15 protein-coding genes and 2 pseudogenes are annotated in these 17,984 nt (G+C 40.0%); 3 read left to right on the top strand and 14 right to left on the bottom strand.

What is annotated here, in order from left to right:
* The 7 genes and pseudogenes from BQ7367_RS09435 to BQ7367_RS09395 form a co-directional block, all read right to left on the bottom strand.
* Entirely contained in the window at positions 1 to 4,215 is a 4,215-nt protein-coding gene (locus BQ7367_RS09435) for a SpaA isopeptide-forming pilin-related protein (protein WP_235837584.1), read from the bottom strand.
* Between the two features lie 226 nt (positions 4,216 to 4,441).
* On the bottom strand, positions 4,442 to 5,380 hold the full coding sequence (locus BQ7367_RS09425) for a ParB/RepB/Spo0J family partition protein (protein ID WP_072525212.1): 939 nt from the start codon (positions 5,378 to 5,380) through the stop codon (positions 4,442 to 4,444).
* The gene (locus BQ7367_RS09420) at positions 5,334 to 6,161 is read right to left on the bottom strand and encodes a ParA family protein (protein WP_072525211.1); all 828 of its coding nucleotides are present in this window, start codon (positions 6,159 to 6,161) and stop codon (positions 5,334 to 5,336) included. The genes BQ7367_RS09425 and BQ7367_RS09420 overlap by 47 nt, the downstream gene beginning before the upstream one ends.
* Positions 6,162 to 6,286: 125 nt before the next feature.
* Positions 6,287 to 7,513, bottom strand: coding sequence for a hypothetical protein (locus tag BQ7367_RS09415; RefSeq protein WP_072525210.1), 1,227 nt, complete (start codon positions 7,511 to 7,513; stop codon positions 6,287 to 6,289).
* Positions 7,514 to 7,688: 175 nt separating this feature from the next.
* Positions 7,689 to 7,958: pseudogene (locus BQ7367_RS09410) on the bottom strand (DEAD/DEAH box helicase family protein); the annotation flags it as partial.
* A gap of 406 nt (positions 7,959 to 8,364) precedes the next feature.
* The gene (locus BQ7367_RS09400) at positions 8,365 to 8,559 is read right to left on the bottom strand and encodes a hypothetical protein (protein ID WP_072525208.1); all 195 of its coding nucleotides are present in this window, start codon (positions 8,557 to 8,559) and stop codon (positions 8,365 to 8,367) included.
* A 57-nt stretch (positions 8,560 to 8,616) separates the two neighbouring features.
* Positions 8,617 to 8,868 carry a hypothetical protein gene (locus BQ7367_RS09395; protein WP_143142978.1) on the bottom strand — a complete coding sequence of 84 codons (252 nt, stop codon included), beginning with the start codon at positions 8,866 to 8,868 and terminating at the stop codon, positions 8,617 to 8,619.
* A 90-nt stretch (positions 8,869 to 8,958) separates the two neighbouring features.
* Between BQ7367_RS09395 and BQ7367_RS09390 the strand changes: the two genes are divergently transcribed.
* Positions 8,959 to 9,636, top strand: coding sequence for a helix-turn-helix domain-containing protein (locus BQ7367_RS09390; protein ID WP_072523737.1), 678 nt, complete (start codon positions 8,959 to 8,961; stop codon positions 9,634 to 9,636).
* 29 nt (positions 9,637 to 9,665) lie between these two features.
* Positions 9,666 to 10,535: an IS3 family transposase gene (locus tag BQ7367_RS09385; RefSeq protein ID WP_235837510.1), complete on the top strand. Its 870-nt coding sequence runs from the start codon at positions 9,666 to 9,668 to the stop codon at positions 10,533 to 10,535.
* Here the strand turns inward: BQ7367_RS09385 and BQ7367_RS09380 are convergent.
* From BQ7367_RS09380 to BQ7367_RS09350, 7 genes and pseudogenes are all read right to left on the bottom strand, one after another.
* Positions 10,511 to 11,002 carry a hypothetical protein gene (locus tag BQ7367_RS09380; protein ID WP_072525206.1) on the bottom strand — a complete coding sequence of 164 codons (492 nt, stop codon included), beginning with the start codon at positions 11,000 to 11,002 and terminating at the stop codon, positions 10,511 to 10,513. The genes BQ7367_RS09385 and BQ7367_RS09380 overlap by 25 nt on opposite strands.
* The gene (locus BQ7367_RS09375; protein ID WP_159431647.1) at positions 10,995 to 11,807 is read right to left on the bottom strand and encodes an ImmA/IrrE family metallo-endopeptidase; all 813 of its coding nucleotides are present in this window, start codon (positions 11,805 to 11,807) and stop codon (positions 10,995 to 10,997) included. The genes BQ7367_RS09380 and BQ7367_RS09375 overlap by 8 nt, the downstream gene beginning before the upstream one ends.
* Before the next feature lie 49 nt (positions 11,808 to 11,856).
* Positions 11,857 to 12,180, bottom strand: coding sequence for a helix-turn-helix domain-containing protein (locus tag BQ7367_RS09370; protein WP_072525204.1), 324 nt, complete (start codon positions 12,178 to 12,180; stop codon positions 11,857 to 11,859).
* Between the two features lie 451 nt (positions 12,181 to 12,631).
* Positions 12,632 to 14,560: an AAA family ATPase gene (locus BQ7367_RS09365; RefSeq protein WP_072525203.1), complete on the bottom strand. Its 1,929-nt coding sequence runs from the start codon at positions 14,558 to 14,560 to the stop codon at positions 12,632 to 12,634.
* Complete coding sequence (locus BQ7367_RS09360) at positions 14,548 to 15,066, bottom strand: hypothetical protein (protein ID WP_072525202.1); 519 nt, start codon at positions 15,064 to 15,066, stop codon at positions 14,548 to 14,550. The genes BQ7367_RS09365 and BQ7367_RS09360 overlap by 13 nt, the downstream gene beginning before the upstream one ends.
* A complete protein-coding gene (locus BQ7367_RS09355) occupies positions 15,067 to 16,323 on the bottom strand; it encodes a hypothetical protein (RefSeq protein WP_072525201.1) in 1,257 nt (418 codons plus the stop codon).
* Between the two features lie 709 nt (positions 16,324 to 17,032).
* Positions 17,033 to 17,302, bottom strand: a pseudogene (locus BQ7367_RS09350) (DEAD/DEAH box helicase family protein); the annotation flags it as partial.
* A 117-nt stretch (positions 17,303 to 17,419) separates the two neighbouring features.
* Between BQ7367_RS09350 and BQ7367_RS09345 the strand changes: the two are divergent.
* Positions 17,420 to 17,752: a transposase gene (locus BQ7367_RS09345; protein WP_072524275.1), complete on the top strand. Its 333-nt coding sequence runs from the start codon at positions 17,420 to 17,422 to the stop codon at positions 17,750 to 17,752.
* Positions 17,753 to 17,984: the final 232 nt, after the last annotated feature.

Below are 17,984 nucleotides of genomic sequence, written 5' to 3'. Positions count from 1 at the left end.
TCACGCCTTATCTTCCTCCTTCCTTTTCCTCATTTTTACTGCGGTCAGAATGCCAAAAGCTGCTACTCCCGCACCGGACAGGGCAGATAACCCGATCCACAGGCCCGGCCTGCTGTCATCCCCGGTCTTTGGTGTCGTGATCAGTTCCTCCGGGATCTTCTCATTGGTCATCGTGGCTTTTACGATCTGTCCGTCCTCCTTGATCTCAAAGGCGTATTCGGACTCATCAATCTCATATCCTTCCGGCGCATTGTATTCCTGATAGGTGTATTTCCCGTACCGCAGGGTAAAGGTGGCGATCCCGTTCTCATCTGTCACACCTGTTGCGACAATATTTCCATCCTCGTCCTTAATGCGGAACCCGGCGTTTGGAAGAGGTTTTCCATCCGCAACATCTGTCTTGGTCAGCTCCAGTTTTCCGGTAATCGGCTGGTTGATAAAGCCAACGCCTGCCTCATTTTCCACATCTACGATTTTTCCGTCCTCACTGATCTCAAAGTAATAAGCATTCTCATCCAGCTTGAAGCCTTCCGGGGCAGTCTTTTCTTTCACAAAATATCCTCCGTAGAGCAGACCGTCCGTCTGGTAAATGCCCTCTGAGATTTCCGGGATTTCTCCCACAAGTTCATCCTTTCCGGTCAGTTTCTGGTCTTTGTCCGTATCTGCATACAACTCAAATACAGCACCCGTCAGCTTGTTCGCCGGATATTCTGCGTCCACTTTCGTCAGACGGACACTGCCCTCAATGAGTTTGTTGATCAACTCCACCTCGATCACTTCCTCATCTTCTGTAACCGATACATAATGGAGGGCCTCATTCAACACATATCCTTCCGGGCTTGCGATCTCCCGGACGATCCATCTGCCAAAGGGTACATCCCCAAATGCAAAGGCTCCGTCCTCATCAGAAGTAGTTACCATTAAGGCAGTATCTTTCGTAAATTCCTCTGTACCTGCGGAAAACAGGCCAATCGTTGCGCCTTCCAGTGCCTCCCCGTCCGTATCTACTTTCTTACCGGAGATTTTCCCCCGGATCAGTTCATTCTCAATGGCATTTCCCTCATTTGCGGAAATGTGGACAACAGCGGTATCCTGCCCCTGATAGGTAAAGTCCACAGGATAGGTTTCTTCTGACAGAAGATAGTGCTGATCCGTGGCAACTTCTTTCACATAATACTTGCCAAACGGCAGGTCCGTCTGAAATGTGACAGTTCCCTCTGTACTGCAGAACACGATCTCGATCAGACCGTCCGCCGGGATCACGGAACCGTCTGCTGCCGTCAGATCCTCTGCGGCATACAGGCCAAAGGCCACGTTCTGGATCTCTCCCGCATTTCCGATCCCAAAGATTTCATCCTGTTCCAGTGTCTTTGTAAGGTCAACCGTCACTTTCTGCCGCTCATTATAGAAAGCGGTGTCCGCCTCTGTTACAGATACTTCCTGTCCGGCATAGGTCAGCTCCACCTCATGGGTTTCGGTATTCAGCACCAGACCGTCCGGCGCTGTCTTTTCCACAATCTGGTACTTACCCAGATACAGTTCTTTTGTCTCAGCCTTTCCTTCTTCATCTGTGGTAATGGTATCTACTACTTCCCCGGCGGCTGCCCGCACAGTTCCATCCGGTGTTACAATGTCCTCGGCAGCAACCACTTCATATACCGCCCCGGCCTGTCCAGTTACTTCGTAAACAGGAGTATAAATGTTTTCTCCTTCTACAAGATTCCCGTCTTTGTCTACCACACCGTCTCCGGATACCTGCACAGAGGAAAATTCTTCCCCTGTCTTTGTCACAAGGATCTTGCCTTTCTGCGGTATATCCTCTTTTTCCACTGTAATCACGGTCACTCCATTGTCCTCCCCGGACTGTTCCTTGGATACCGTGAATGGAACCGGCGTACTGTCCAGTACATACCCATAGGGAGCCTGCACCTCTACCAATGTGTAATTTCCGTAAGGAAGAACCTCCGGCGTAATGAGATAACCATCACTTCCTGTATAGAAAGTATCCAGTTCTGTTACCTCCGGATAGGTATACTTCATGGTCACAAGATTCCCGGCCTCGTCATAGATCTGGAACCCAGCTCCCGCAAGAGGAATGGTATTTCCGGTTTCTGCATCTTTTTTGACCACTTTGATATAGGATTCAAACAGGCGGTTGTTGATGAGATAGCGGTAAACTTCTCCATTACTGCTGATATATACGTCAAAATCCTCAATCATCTCCCGGCCTTCCCATCCTTTCGTCTGGTGGACGGTATAAATACCATAAGGCAGGTCTTTGGTCTCGGCATATCCGTTCTCGTCACACACCAAAGTATCCCGCTCACTGTCCTTTGCACTGTCATAGCTGCCTGCGCTCTTTAAGTACACTTGGAACTCTGCGCCTTCCTCCGGTGTCTCAATCTGTGTACTGCCATCATCTGTGTGTTTAATGATAGAGATTTTCCCTTTGATGACCTGCTCAGTCACATCATTGGAAGTATCGTTCAGCTCTACCGTATAAAGGGTTGCCTCCGCACCCACATGGTAGGAAGTCTCATCCAGAAAATACCCTTCGGACGGAGCAATCTCCCGGATTGTCCAGTCATCGCCGCATATATAATATTTTGTGGTAAAGCTGCCCTTGCTGTCTGTGGTGTAGGTGTCAATCAATGTGTCCCCGTTATAGATCCCGTATACCGCACCTGCCAGTGTAGCGTCTCCCTGCGGAATTCCTGTCTCCCGGTCTGTCTTTATAACCGTTACCCGGAACTTTTTCAGTACGTTATGGACAGTGGCATTGGTCACTTCGTTCCAGTTGACAGTCACGTTCTGAGCCGCCGGAACCACGTATCGCTCTGCTGTCTCGACTTCCTCCAGTGTATATGGTGTATCGCCGGAAATCAGAATATCAGAAAACGTGGCAACACCTGTGCTGTCCGTAACCGCATACTCATCCACCGGGATACCAGAAAGAGAGGTTCCATAAAGGTGGAACTTCATGCCTTCTACCAGACCATCCTCAGAAGTCTTGGTCACTTTCAGACTGCCACGCTTGAGGATATTGGAAAAATCCACGGTAGCGGTCTCCCCGCCTTTGACTTCCACAGTCTGCGCTTTCTGCGGTTCATATCTGTTCTCGGTCAGCTCGGTTACCGTATAGGTTCCCGGCTGAAGGTTTTCCACCTTAATGGTTCCATCCTCCCCGGTTGTCACGGTCTGGTCAATCCCGTTTCCAGTGATCTGAAATTTCAATCCGGCTACCACACCGTCCTCGGAAGTTTTCACAATCTGGATATGCCCATAAGGGATTTTCACATTCAGATACGCTTTCACGGCTGCGGTATTCTCCACGCCCGTGACAATGTCCTGCAAAGACGGATCTCCATAAGCGATCAGCTTGGCGCTGCTGCTCACGGTGGGGATCTTCTTGGTTGCGGATAACTGCACGTTCCCGGCAATCGCTTTGCTGGATGTGATGGTCAGTGTATTTCCGGACGTGCTGACTTTCACATCACTGTTGGATGATGTGAAATTGAATTTTGACAGAACACCGTTGCTGTCTGTCAGTTTCAATACATACTGTTTTCCGTCCCATTTCAGTTCCTGGGGAGCGCTGTCTGTACTTCCGGACGCAAAGCTGGGGATGGTTCCGTGGCTGACCATGCCGGAAATGATCTGGTTGTATGCTGCCGCTATCCCGCTGTTCGCCCCGCCTACACAAAGGCTGTTATAAAATTTGGCGTCCGTCTGAGCATACGGGGCGGTGGCATTCCTGCACCCGGTCACAATCTCCCAGATAACCATCTGTGTCGCAAGCACCTTTTCATCTTCCGTGCCGGACAGACCGCCCATGCTACCCTGTGCGCCATACAGCAGGGCAAGATTTACAGCGTCCTGTTTTGCCTTTCCTAAGTTGTTCCACACCACAGAAGCGTCCTTCTCCAGTGTGTTCCCGGTATGCAGGGAGATTCCCGGCTCGATACAGTAGGCATTATCCCCGTCTGCATAGATCCGGGTTCTGGCCTCTCCCGCATGGCTGAACGTGACTCCGTTATGAGACGCAGTCTGCTGATAACGGATGGTATTCCCATTTCCGTCATAGCAGTAGGCGAACGTGATCGTTGCCCGCTGGGACGCAGCCGATACCGTGGCGGCCGGAAGGACGGACAGTGTCGTGACCGCCGCCAATGCCAATGCGACTCCTTTCCTGAATAACTGTTTGATTTTTTTCACTTCATTCTCCTCCATTTCTGGGCCTTTCGGCCCACATAAAAAAATCCCTGCTTGCGGGCAGGGCTGGGTACTGATCCGGCGGAATGTGGATAGCCACCGGCTCCTTATTCTTCTTTTCGGCTGGTAAACTGCTGGTAATCCGGAAGGGGTAGGGTGTGGGGAGGGGAAACCGGAGAACCCGGAAAAGAGAAATCACAAGGGAACCCACTTTCCCCTTGGCGTCTCCTTACCTTTCCCGTCCTCTCTCCCGTCTGCGGTACAGTTCCAGCGCCTTAATGATCGTGTCCTCCATCTGCTTTGGCGTGGTTCCCGGAGAGAAATATTTGTCAATCCTCTTTTTCGAGATTTTAAACTGCTCCACCTGGTTCGGCTTTTCTTCGGTCATGATCGACAGAATCACATCTTCATTCAGCTTTCCTGCCTCTGCAAACTTCCGCATTTTAATCGCCTGTGCGTGGCTGGGCGTACAGTCCTCCAATTCCATTGTGTCAAAAAGCACCTGCTGTTGCTCTTTCGGCAGGTAAGAAAGTTCTACCGCTGGACGCATGGCAATCTTTCCCTCATCCACCATATCCAGAATAGGTGTGATAAGTTCAGTAAGACGGATATATTTTCTTATCTGTTCATGGCTTTCTCCCACTTCCTCTGCTAAAAGCTGTCTTGAGGATTTTTTCTCTGACCTCTGCAACAGTGTTGCAGAAGTTAAATCACTTCTGAATCCTTGCTGTCGTTTCATTGCGTCCAGTTTCATCTTATAGGCAAAGGCTTTTTCTGACGGTAAGACTTTCTCCCTTTGTAGGTTAGAGTCCACCATGATAATTGTAGCTTCATCATCTGTCAGATTTCGCACAATACAGGGCATGACCGTTTTCCCTGCAAGCTCACTGGCGAATTTTCTCCGGTGTCCTGCCACCATTTCAAAACCGCCTTCTGGTTTCGGGCGCACCAGAGCAGGATTGACCACGCCTTTCTCCCGGATACTTGCTGCCAGTTCCAGCATACTTTCATCCTGCTTTACTTTATACGGATGATTTGGAAAGTCGCTGATCTCCGTCAGAGGAATATCTGCTACATACTCCCGTTTTGCCTCGTCACGTTCCTCCTGTGTGCTGAACAGGTCATCGGCTGCGGGAAGGTTCAGCTTTATTTCTCTGCTTTTCGCCATCCCGTACCACCTCCCTTGTAAATGACGCATAGGCTTTTGCCACTGTTCCGTTTTTGTCATAACGATAAATGCTCTGTCCTGCGGCACTCGTTTCCGCCGCTTTCACGCCAACCGGAATGACAGTCTGGTAAACCTTAATCATACGCCCGTAATTCTGACGGATACTTTCTGCGGTCACACGAGCCAGATTTGTCCGCATATCCGCAAGTGTCAAAAGTACACCGTCCACCTTCAGCGCCGGATTGATCTGCCTTTGCACTTTCCCGATTGTTTTCATAAGCTGTGTCATTCCCTTTGCCGGAAGATACTGGGCCTGTACCGGTACAATCACACTGTCAGACGCCGCCAGCGCATTGATCGTCAGCATACCCAAACTCGGCATACAGTCAATCAGCACATAGTCATACCCGCTTTTCACTTCATTGAGATAATTTTTCAGAGTGAGTTCCCGGCTCATGGCATTGACAAGCATAACTTCCAATCCTGCCAGTTCAATATTGGACGGGATCAGATCAACGCCTTCCTCATGGTGTAAGATCCCGGCGTGGCTATCCATTTCCCGGTCAGCCACAATCCCCTCTAACTGTGTGGCAAGTGTCACAGAAAGGTTATCCTGCTCCGGCCATCCCAGTGAGGTTGTCAGATCGCCCTGTGGATCAGCGTCTACTAAAAGTACCTTTTTCCCTTCTCTGGCAAGCCCGATTCCTAAGTTGACGGTTGTGGTAGTTTTCCCCGTTCCGCCTTTCTGGTTGGCAATCGCAATTACTTTGCAATTCGCCATAACGTTTCCCTCCTTTCCTAAAATTTAATAGCCATCTTCCCGTGTAGAGGAAATGGCTATGTATAAAAATGGGCATGAAAAAAGCCGGAGGATTTTCGCAAATTGAAAACCTTCCGGCTATGTAATTAAATTTCGATGTTATAAGCTTTAAAGAACAATCCTAAAAAGCAATTATTATCTATTTTCAATTTTTCTTTTAATCTTTCTTCACATAAAGAACTATATTTCTTATCCTGATCCATTTTACATATTTCTTTTAATGGGCAACTTTTGCCTCCACGAGCAAATGCTGTTTCTATTGCCCAAGGTCCCAACATATATCGTAAATCTATACTTTTTCCTTCCAGATACCCACCTTCAAAAACGTTTCTCCCCTTAACAATTACAATAGGGCATCCAAAATGATTCATAATATATTGCCACCTACCATATCGCTCTTGTATGTTCTCAGAACTAAGGGATAAGCTAATAAACATTTTGCTTTGTTCTCTATATATACACCCCAATTCAAATCGTGAAATTATCCATTGTCTTACTTTTACAAATTCTTCATTTTTACCTGGATACAAATCCGTTAATATATCGTCTATTTGATTTCTGTATCCTCGAAATCCAACTTCAAAATGTTTATCAAGAAATTTCTCCATATCTAAAATATTTTGAGGAAGAAAATTCTTTTTCTTCATCAATCTTAATGCTGTTATAAAGAATATTCCAGCGTTTCTTTCTAACAGTGATATTTCACAAAGTGCCAATACGAATAATTCATTCTTCGCAAATTCAGGATATTCTTTATCACATATCATCTCGCATACATTATAGGGAAATTCACTTTCCCTCTCACATATTTTATACAATCTTTTTTCTACAAGATATGCCATGCTTTCAGAAATACAAAGGCTTCCAAAACAAAATGTCAACTTTCCATTATAAGTTACTATTACACATTTGACCTCTTCTTCTGGATAGTCTTGTAAAAACTCATGTGGTTTTATTTCTATCTTGTTGATATAAAATATATCGTTCTTTATCTCATCATCTCCACGAAGTAGACCAAAAATATCTCTATTATATTGAAGATCTTTTCTATGAAGATTGATAACCATTCCCAATTTCAAAAATAATTCTTGTAAACTGTATATGAAATTGATGAATCCATAGGTTGTTGAAACATCCTGTAAATAATGACAATATTCATGAATAAAAGTTCCTTTCAGCTCATCATGATTATTTTCAAAATTCTGAAAATCAATAATATCTTCTATTTCAATTAAAGCAAAGGCTGGAATATATGAACCATATGAAGAGTCAAATAATTTAAACGCCTTATTCTTACGATCTCTATATTTCAAATTTTCTATTATCCCCTTCTAAATTTCATTACGAATTTTTCTTGCAAAAAGTCACAAAATCATTTTGTCCGCCTGGTATCATCCAGTCCGTTTAGTATCATTCTGTCCACAAAATCTGGACGAAGCAGCACGAGAAAGCACTAAATATACCTCATTTTCCGGCCCCGGCACACTAGGAGACGAAATATTCCACTGCGTTATCAGGAAACATCTCCTTGAATTCTCCGTACAACTGAGCGGCCAGTGTTTTATTATGGGCAATGACCAGTGTCGGTTTCTGCAACTGTTCGATCACGTTGGCCATCGTAAACGTCTTTCCAGAACCCGTAACCCCTAGTAAAGTCTGGCATTGATTGCCTTCCTTGAACCCTTTTACAAGCGCCTCGATTGCCTGCGGCTGATCGCCTGTTGGCTGATACGGGGCCTTTAAAACGAATTTATCCATAGCAAAATCTCTCCTTTGTGACTTTTGATACGTTCAATATCAGCCACCCTCAAAAAATTCATTCGTAACGAAAATGTCAAAATAATAGCCTTATAGGACTCCATTACGAATCCAGAAAGGCAAAAGTCACAAAACACTTTTTCGAGGACTAAATAACACGAAGTAACACTAACGGGCAGAGCACCTCGAAAAACCTTCGGTTTTCCTCGGTCGCTTCGCTCGTCAGATATATGCAATACCGACTGTTCATGCAAGCATGACAGTCTGCCTTGCAAATATCTGTCTCTGCCCTTTTCGGACATTATAGCAAAGATAATGATAAAAGTATATAGGATGAAAAGTAAAAAAAGTACAAATGTTCGAGTGTACATCTGTACTTTTTTATACTTTCTTCCTTATATTGTTGTCATGCCGCCATTAAATATTCCTCGGCTGCCTCGTCTATTTCCTTCAGATCGGAGTAATCATAGTATTTCTCTTCCCGGCTTTCCGGAAGAACTTCTTCCATAAATGGTTCGATAGCATATAAGCAATCTTCAATGATTTCAGCAGTATCCCCATAGACGTCTGCTGATATAATCTCTTTTGAATGCCCTAACATATGCGATATGACTACTATGTACTACTATTCAATTTTATTCCTATTGTTCATATGTCATTATGCATTTGAATGGGTCTCATTCCATGCTTGCTTGACTTCAGATAATCTTGCCCTCTCCTTAACCTCTAAAACCACTTTTTCCAATTCCTTTTTAGAAAATGTAGTATCTTCCTTTTGTGCAATCATCATAATCAAGTCCATAACATTATATATATCCAAATTGTAGGAATTACTCGATATTTTTCTTTTCGCAACAGAACGAAGAAATTCAATATCTCCATCCTCTGAAAGAATGATCGGTAATCTCATAAAAAAGGCCATCAATGTCATATGTGATATGCTCCCCTTTAGGTAGACAGTTGAAATAATAAAACTGTTTATCTGGAGGGGAGTTTTATTATGCCTAGAGGAATATTACCAGAAGTGAAGCTGCAGGCTGTAAAAGATTACATTTCAGGAAACGGATCCTATCTATCACACGCCAGCGAACTTGGAGTGAATGAAACCGTTTTTAGAAGATGGGTTAACAAGTATAAAGCATTTGGAGAATCCGCTTTCCTCAGAACAGGGCACAATCAATCCTATTCAGCCTCCTTTAAAAAAGATGTTGTTGAAGCGTATCTAAACGGAGAAGGATCTTACAGGGAACTGGCAGTCACCTATAACATTCCTTCCGAAGATACAATCAGGAAGTGGGTTTTGAGGTATAATGGACATGAGAAGCTGAAAGCTTCCGGAACAGGAGGAAATGCTATCATGACCAAAGGAAGAAAAACCACTTTCGATGAACGGGTCGAAATCGTGCAATACTGCATTGCCCATGATCATAATTATGCCAAGACATCAGAACAGTTTAAGATTTCTTACCAACAGGCACGTAATTATACTATAAAATACGAGAAGCAGGGAGTGGAGGCTCTTCGTGACAGACGTGGAAAACGAAAACCAGAAGCGGAAATGTCAGAACTCGAAAAGCTGCGGGCAGAAAACCGGATTTTGCGGGCAGAAAAAGAACACGCGCAAATGGAGGCGGACTTCCTAAAAAAACTTGCAGAAATCGAAAGGAGGCGGGGCTGAGCCGGCAAAGAAACAAACACATTTATCAGGTGATCAAAGAGGAACATGAAGAACACCATTACTCGATCCGATCCTTATGTAAACTTGGCGGCATTACAAGAGCGGCTTACTACAAATGGCTGAACCGTATAGAAACAGCAAATGACCGGCTGAACAAACAGATTTCTGACCGGTTGGAAGCAATCCATCAAGAACATCCTGACATGGGATATCGGAGATTAAATGACAAGCTCCGTCACGATAACGGCATCAAAGTAAATGACAAAAGAATCCTGCGCATATGCAGAAAACAGCAGATAAGATCAAACTTGAGATATCGTTATGACGGCTGTACCCGGCCATCAAAAAATCCGGCTTTTATAGCAGAAAATGTTTTAAACAGAGACTTTCATGCAGATGGTCTGAACAAGAAATGGGTAACTGATGTAACAGAGTTTAAGTATGGCACTTCATTTGATCATATCCATAAGCTATACCTGAGTGTGATTCTGGACTTATGTGATCATCGTCCAGTTGCATATGTGTTAAGTGATCACAATAACAATCAATTGGTATTTGATACTTTCGATCAGGCAGTAAAGAACAATCCGGGAGCTCATCCAATCTTTCATAGTGACCGGGGCTTCCAATATACCTCCCGCGCGTTTCACCAAAAGCTAATAGACGCGGGAATGACACAGAGCATGTCCCGAGTAGCACACTGTACGGATAATGGACCTATGGAAGGATTCTGGGGGATACTAAAACGCGAAATGTATTATGGGAAGAAGTATCATACCAGAGAGGAACTTGTACAAGCGATAACGGCATATATAGACTATTACATAAATGACCGCCCGCAAAGGGGCCTTGATGTATTAACACCGTTTGAATTTCATGAACGGTTATTAGCCGCATAAAAAGATTGCCCGGCACAAGCCGGGCAACACAAAAATTTTATATTTTTTTCATTGTCTACTTGACGGGTAGCACACCAATGAACGTCTCCCAAACTCATACCAGCTCGACGATATGTGTATATCGTTTGACCCTTTGGTATTGCCAGCTTTTCAATTCGCTTTTTTTCCCCTTTTATTTCAAGATATTCCCTCATTTCCTCATACAGTTCTGGAAAATATTGTTCATACAGCTCAGCATCGTCCTCATCTTCTATGAATTCGCTGTACTCCGCTTTCCGAATAAATCCTTCCTCTATCAATTTATTAAAATGAGGGAATACATCTAATTCTTTCTCTGCAATATATGGGTGAACGACTGGTTTGTATTCTAAATCCACTAATACCTTTTTAAAAGCTTCAATGTTTTTTCCATTATTAGACAACTTGTTAAAAAAGCATGTGTCAACTATTGCTTCCTTTTTACTCATTGTCCTTATCCCCTATATTAATCTCCAATTCATCTGTTTCAGGCATATCCACGATTTCTAAATCTCTTTTGATTCTTTTTACTAAAAAATCATCTATATTTTCTTGTGTTTCAGCCTCTTCTATTAATTCTCTAATTCCAGAAATGGTCTTTCTTCCTGTTCCCTTTTCCAGATAGGAATTTTGATACTGAGTCAGCAGTTCCACTAAATGTAATATTTCTTCTTCCTTAGATTCCAAAAAGTCCGCTGCACTCTGTTGCATGAGTCCTACTTCTACTAATCTTCTTCTGACCGCTTCATATGGAACCATGAACGCATTCATCTGCATTACCATTACACGAACCAAATCATCTACTTTCACCTTTCCGCTTTTTATTCCCGATTCCTTCATGTTTTCCAAAAAAGATTGCTTGAATACCTCGGCAGGCATGAGAAGTTCTGCAGCGAATCTGTTTGTAATATTTTCTTCATCTTCTTCTGTCGGGAATCCAGAATATTCCATCATCTTCCAAACTTTATCAGATACTTCAAAAATATGTCCAAATTCATGTGCAGCAGCAAAAATCTGTTCTGCAATTGGTTTTGCAGTATTTATATACACAAAATCTTCTAATTCATTTTTTACTATTCTCTTAATATGAAAGCCACGATTTTTCTCATTCTCTAATGGATAGTAGATTACTGTGCAATTATCTTCTAATATGCCAAAAATATTATCCCTAATAGCTACATTCTTAACAATGCATTTGTCTTTTATATCAGAAACAATTTTCTGAATAACTTTGTCAATTTCTTTCCAATCCATAATACCACCTCTAGAAGAAAAGGCTGCACGAAAACCGTACAGCCTCATATTACATAGCTTCCTTTAAATCTACATATTCATCCAACAAGTCTAAAATCTTGTCTAAATTGTTTGTATCGCTAAATTCTTTCATATATTGCAATTCTGGAACAAATCTATCAGCTTCATAGTGAACTAATTCTTGCTTTGTTTTACCAAAAAATTCTGCAATCTTTCTCACTTCTGCAGGTGGTAGCATCAGCTTGCCTTCGAGAATCCTACACATATCTCTATATGAATAGTTCAACTTTTCAGCCAAATCTTCTCGACTAATTCCAGCGTTCTGCATTAACGTAAAGATATTAACGCCAATCTTCCTTCCTGTGTTAGCCATAATCTACCTCCTCGTTACATCTACCCATTAATCAACTATTATGTGCACATTCTAATTATTATACATTTCTAATCAATAACAGTCAATGTTTTCCCTCTATTTTTGCGATTTAATTATACATTGAAGTTGCTTGAAAAGCAATTGGCTTCAAATATTTTTAACAATTTTTTTTAATTCATTCACGAAGATAATTCTCTTTTACTATCTTATGTAAAAGAGGTAGCTTTCGCTACTTCTCCACTCTTTATTTCGTAAGCGTCAAATAAGAGCGTGTAGCGAAATCTTTAGAGTTTTGTCCAAAAATAGGGAGCCTACACACCTATGAGCAGTGATAAACTCCCTATGTATAGATTGATTTCTTCCTACATATTAAATAATAATTATTGCAAGTATAATTTTGTCAAATGAAACTTAGGCTACCTGCGTAAAGCAAACAGTTTGCTTAGATTTCCTATTTCTCATTATTCTCCTGTAATAAATAATTTTCACCTTCCAACTTGTAAAAAACTTTATTTTTGAAATCTTCTGGATATGTATCTATTCCAGTTGTTAATATTATTTGATATTGGGTTTTCATTTCTTCCGTATATTTATCAGCCTCTGCTAATAAACCAATATTTTTAATTAAATTTTCTTTATCAATTCCCTCCTTATTTGGTGTATCAATCATTAAAAATCTTGGAAAATTAGCTTCATTTTTTAAACTTTCAATCAACAATGTCAAAAAATACATTAACCTTTTGGGAACGGCTGCACTTCTTTCACGATAGGCTCCCCAATTTATATGAGGCATATAATCATCTCCTATATACGCAGAATAACAATGTTCATCAGCACGTTCCATTAGACTAAAATAAACTTCATCAAAGTCCTTCTTCTTATTCAACATATCTTCCCTTGCTGTATTAAGAAAAGAATCTACCCTTATTTTTAAGCCTTCTACTTTATTTCTTAGCTGAATCACCTGAGAAGCAAGTGTTTCTCTTTTTTTTGCCAAATCTTCTGCCTGCTGCAACTCCAATACTATTTCATTTAATTCTCGTTCTCGATCATCAAGTTGACGAATATATGCTGAATTATAATTTGTTGCAATATCCTTCGTCAATTCATTAATATAAAGCCTTATTTTTTCAATAGATTGTTCTGTTTTTTCAATATGACCAATTATTATTTTCAATCGTTGACTTTTTCTTTCTAATAACTGTTCAAGCGACTGAATAGATTTTTTCTTTACTTTCAAAATGTCTAAATATTCTTCATCTGTATAAAAAAATTTTTCATACTGTTCTTCTTCAATGTCGTTTCCACATATACATTTCCCTTTTTCACGTTCTACTTCTCTTAAACAGTAAGGGCACGTATTAGGAGTAAACAATTTTAATTTTTTATTAACAAGCCTAATTTTTTCAATTTCACTCAGTTCTTTTTCCGATTCATCAATCAAATACAAAATTTTATCAATAGATTGTGTTGTTAAATTTTTTGCAGATTCCCACTCTTCCAATTTGTGTTGGTTTAACATCAACTCATTTTTTTGTTGACCTATTAGTTTCCAAATTTCATCTGAGTTACTTTGTTCTCTTGACGCAATTTCTCGTTCTATTTGAACTTTCTCTATCATTTCCTGATTCTCTGATATCATTGAATTAATATGAACAACATTCGCCAAATCATAGTCTAAAACCTCTCCAAGGAATTCATCATAACTATCCATAACTGCTTGCGCTTTCTCAAGCTCTTTCAGTGTTAATTTATACTGTCCCAATGCTGAATAATAATCATTGTATGTCTTCCCAAGCAAAATCTCGAATATTGCTTTCCTAATCTCCAATGAATCTGACAAAAAATTAGAATTATCCGCTTCTTTATAAACTTTATCAACCCCGGTTTCTTGATCATGATAAACCAATCTCATTAAATCTGTAAAATTAAGTTTGAAGCTTCTTGTCCCTTGTACAATGTCAAAAACCTTTATATTTAATTTCTCTAATATCCAATCAGAAAAAACTATAGTATGTTCATCACTTTGACTTCTTAATACACAAGTTTCACTGACTTTCTCATCTTCTCCAACTACAAATATTAAGTTGTCTCCTATATAACGCGTTAGTTCATACTTTTCGTCATCAATTTCAATTAGTAATTCAACATAGTTATTTGTATCATAAAATATCTCATTATGTTTTTGGAAATCATTATCATCATTTTTATTAAATGCTTGTACTCGTCCTCCCAATCCATAATAAATCAAATTCATGAACGTGCTTTTCCCATGCCCATTTACGCCTTCCATTATTACGATTCCATCATTCAAATAAGGCGATTCGAAACTATATTTATCTCCACTATACACAACTCTTCTAATAGCTAATCTTCCCATTTTGACACCTCATCATATCCGAACACCTTTTTTTGCAATGTTTCCAATTTCAAACTTCTTATTCTGGGAATTAGTTTTCTTACAGTAAAACATCTATTTAAATCCTCATCCAATATTTTCATTTCTATCAGATCATTAAATGCTTTACTTTCTTTTAAAGTGACATCAATATTACTATTTTTAACACTTCTGGTCAGTTCAACCATATTTTGTTTTTCCAAAAAAAAGAGAACTCGCTTTATTATAGAAACATTTAATCTTGAATCGCAAAAAAACTTAATCACTTTATCATTATCAAAAATATTTAGTTGACTATGATGTATTAATTTCTGTAGAAATCTGATATTCTCTTCACTCTTTATAGCTTCTAATACTATTCCTAATTTTCTATAGTCTTCAAATGGTTTTTTGTTACAATCCAGAGCCTTTAAAATTGAAAGGAGTTTTATTGTAATAAAGTAATAATCTTCTTCAAGAATGAACATCATTCTTTTTTTACTATCCATTTACGTTCCCCCTTCATCTAATGCCAGATAGCACTCTTGAAACAATATAATTATTGTTTTTCTTATCATATCCTGATCTTCAAATGCTATATCGTATGTTTTAGCTTTATCTTGGATGAGCTTATACGCTTCACATGTTAGTTCTTCAATAAACACTTCTATTTCATCTTGTGTAAAAGCACCATTTCGCTCCTTCAAGAATTTCTTTATTTTCTTCTGACACACTTTATATACTCTGTAATTATACGCCTTTACTTGTCTATGATTTTGATGATGGCTTTGCTCATATGCACCATCAATATATTCCTCTTCCAGTTCTTCCAAAGAATCTTTTTCAAAATCTGGACATACACATAAAAACTTTTCATTTATATTTCTTACATCGTCACATTGTATATCATCCCATTTTTCATACATTGGATCTAATTTCTCTTGTATTTTAGCCTCTTGTGCAAATTCCAAAAATAAAGATTTAATCTCCGCCACATGTACAATACGACATAAAAAATCATCTTCAAACTTTCTGGATTCTATCATATCTAGCATTTGTGCAACGATTGCAGGTATATATTTTTCATTCACATTATATTTAAGACATATCTCTCCCACTAATCTTTCAACATTTTTCCTTATTCCAATCTCATCAGCCTTTCCAAAATTCCATTCTATCAAATCAAAAAATTTTTTCCATTTTTCTTTATCCATAGAATCTAATATTTTTTCAAAAAGTTCTATATCTTCTTCTTTGTTGATATGCTTTTTATGTTGTTCTAAATAATATGCCCTAAAAACAGGCAAAACGAAAGGAAACGCTTCATCATATCTCTTTTCACACAACAATTGAATTAACGGTTCTTCTGGTAACGTCTCTTTTATTTTTTTTAATTCGCCAACTTTATTTTCTTTTTTAATATTTGTATTTGTGTAAAAAACAAATTTGATACTCTCAGATACTTCAACTGTACCATACCAAGTATCAAAGAAAATTCTTAAAGAATTCTTTACTTCATGACTATTTATTGAAAAATCTGTAGAATACGATTTATTTTGTTCCGCCGTATAATTAGTAGTTTCATGCTCTACATCAATTTCTAAGACATCATCAACATGTTCAATAGTACAAAACACAGCCCTCTTATTCTCTAAAAGGGCTCCTAACAATCTCTCAGCAGCACGTATCTTTTGCAAACCAATGCCTTTAATACTTGAATCTGCATCTGTATTAATCTGGTCTGTCTGAAGTACTTCCTTAATCATCTTCTCACCTTTATATGTACATACCTTCACTGTTCCGCTATGTTATTTTTATCATACCATAAATCATAAACAAAAAGAATCCATCATAATGCCAATTATATCAATAGAATAAATATTCTTTTCTAAAACGCCCTTCACAAATCTAATCATTATCTTTCATATATATCCTTACACGAAATTAGGTCACAAATCCAATTCGTGTTATTCCGTCCACCTCGTGTTTTTCAGTCCGAATTATACGAAAAATATAGATAAAACGGACATTTCAGCACCCATAATCGTTCGAAGCCATACTAGTTAAATACTATTCTTGTAGATTAGCTTTGCAATTAGAGATAACAGTTTCCTACTTTTTGAAAATGTAATAGCTATTTTCCTGCGCTGAGAAATTACTATGTATTAAAAATAGGCATAAAAAAGCCGTATACTTTAATCAAGAATAAACGTCATCATAAAACTTGATTTTATTCTTTTACCAATTCTTCACTCAGTAGATGTTAGATTTTTTATATTTTTAAATGGTTTCTATATTTTCCAATTATCTATTCTACTGCAATCCCATTACGAATTTTTTTACAGAAAAAGTCACAAAATCATTTTGTCCGCCTGGAATCATCCATTCCGTCTCGTCCTATTCTGTCCACAAAATCCGGACTTAATAGCACGAAAAAGTACTAAATATACCTCATTTTCCGGCTCCGGCACACTAGGAGACAAAATATTCCACTGCGTTATCAGGGAACATCTCCTTAAATTCTCCGTACAACTGAGCGGCCAGTGTTTTATTATGGGCAATGACCAGTGTCGGTTTCTGCAACTGCTCGATCACGTTGGCCATCGTAAACGTCTTTCCAGAACCCGTAACCCCTAGTAAAGTCTGGCATTGATTGCCTTCCTTGAACCCTTTTACAAGCGCCTCGATTGCCTGCGGCTGATCACCTGTGGGCTGATACGGGGCCTTTAAAACGAATTTATCCATAGCAAAATCTCTCCTTTGTGACTTTTGATACGTTCAATATGGTGTGGTATAAAAAAAGTTGACAGCTTATTCTCAAGGATTTCATAATAAAACCAAGAGAATAAGGAGGTATTCAAAGTGGCACGTAAATATGACCATGAATACAAAGTACAGGCAGTGAAACTTGCCAAAGAAATCGGCGGCGCTAAGGCTGCTAAAGAATTAGGAATCCCTGAAGGAACCATCCATACATGGCTGAAAGCTGTAAGAGCTGGTAAGCTGGATGTTGGGGAAGGTTCCCATACCCCTGCCAGTGCAATGAGCCTGTCAGAAGAAATTACCATGCTGCGTAAGCGGGTGAAGGAGCAGGATAAAGAAATCCGCCGCCTGAAGGAAGAAAATGAATTTCTGGAGGAAGCCAGCGCTTTTTTCGCCGCCAGCCGTCGGAAGTCAGCAAAAACCAGAGAATGATCTTTCTCGCTTTGAAAACAGAGGACGGCAGGATTACCGGAAAAATTTCATTTTATTGCCGGATGCTTGGTATCAGCCGGCAGGGCTTCTATAAATATCTCGCAAACAAAGACCGTCCATGGAAGTACCAGGATCTGGCGGATGCCATGAAAGAAATCATCAGTGAGGATGAATGTAACGATACTTATGGACGGATCCGGATGTATCAGGCGCTGTTGCTGAAGCAGCCGGA

It is taken from the genome of Clostridium sp. Marseille-P3244 (genome assembly GCF_900120155.1).
GTDB lineage: Bacteria > Bacillota > Clostridia > Lachnospirales > Lachnospiraceae > Mediterraneibacter.
This window is presented reverse-complemented; position numbering and strand designations above follow the sequence as displayed.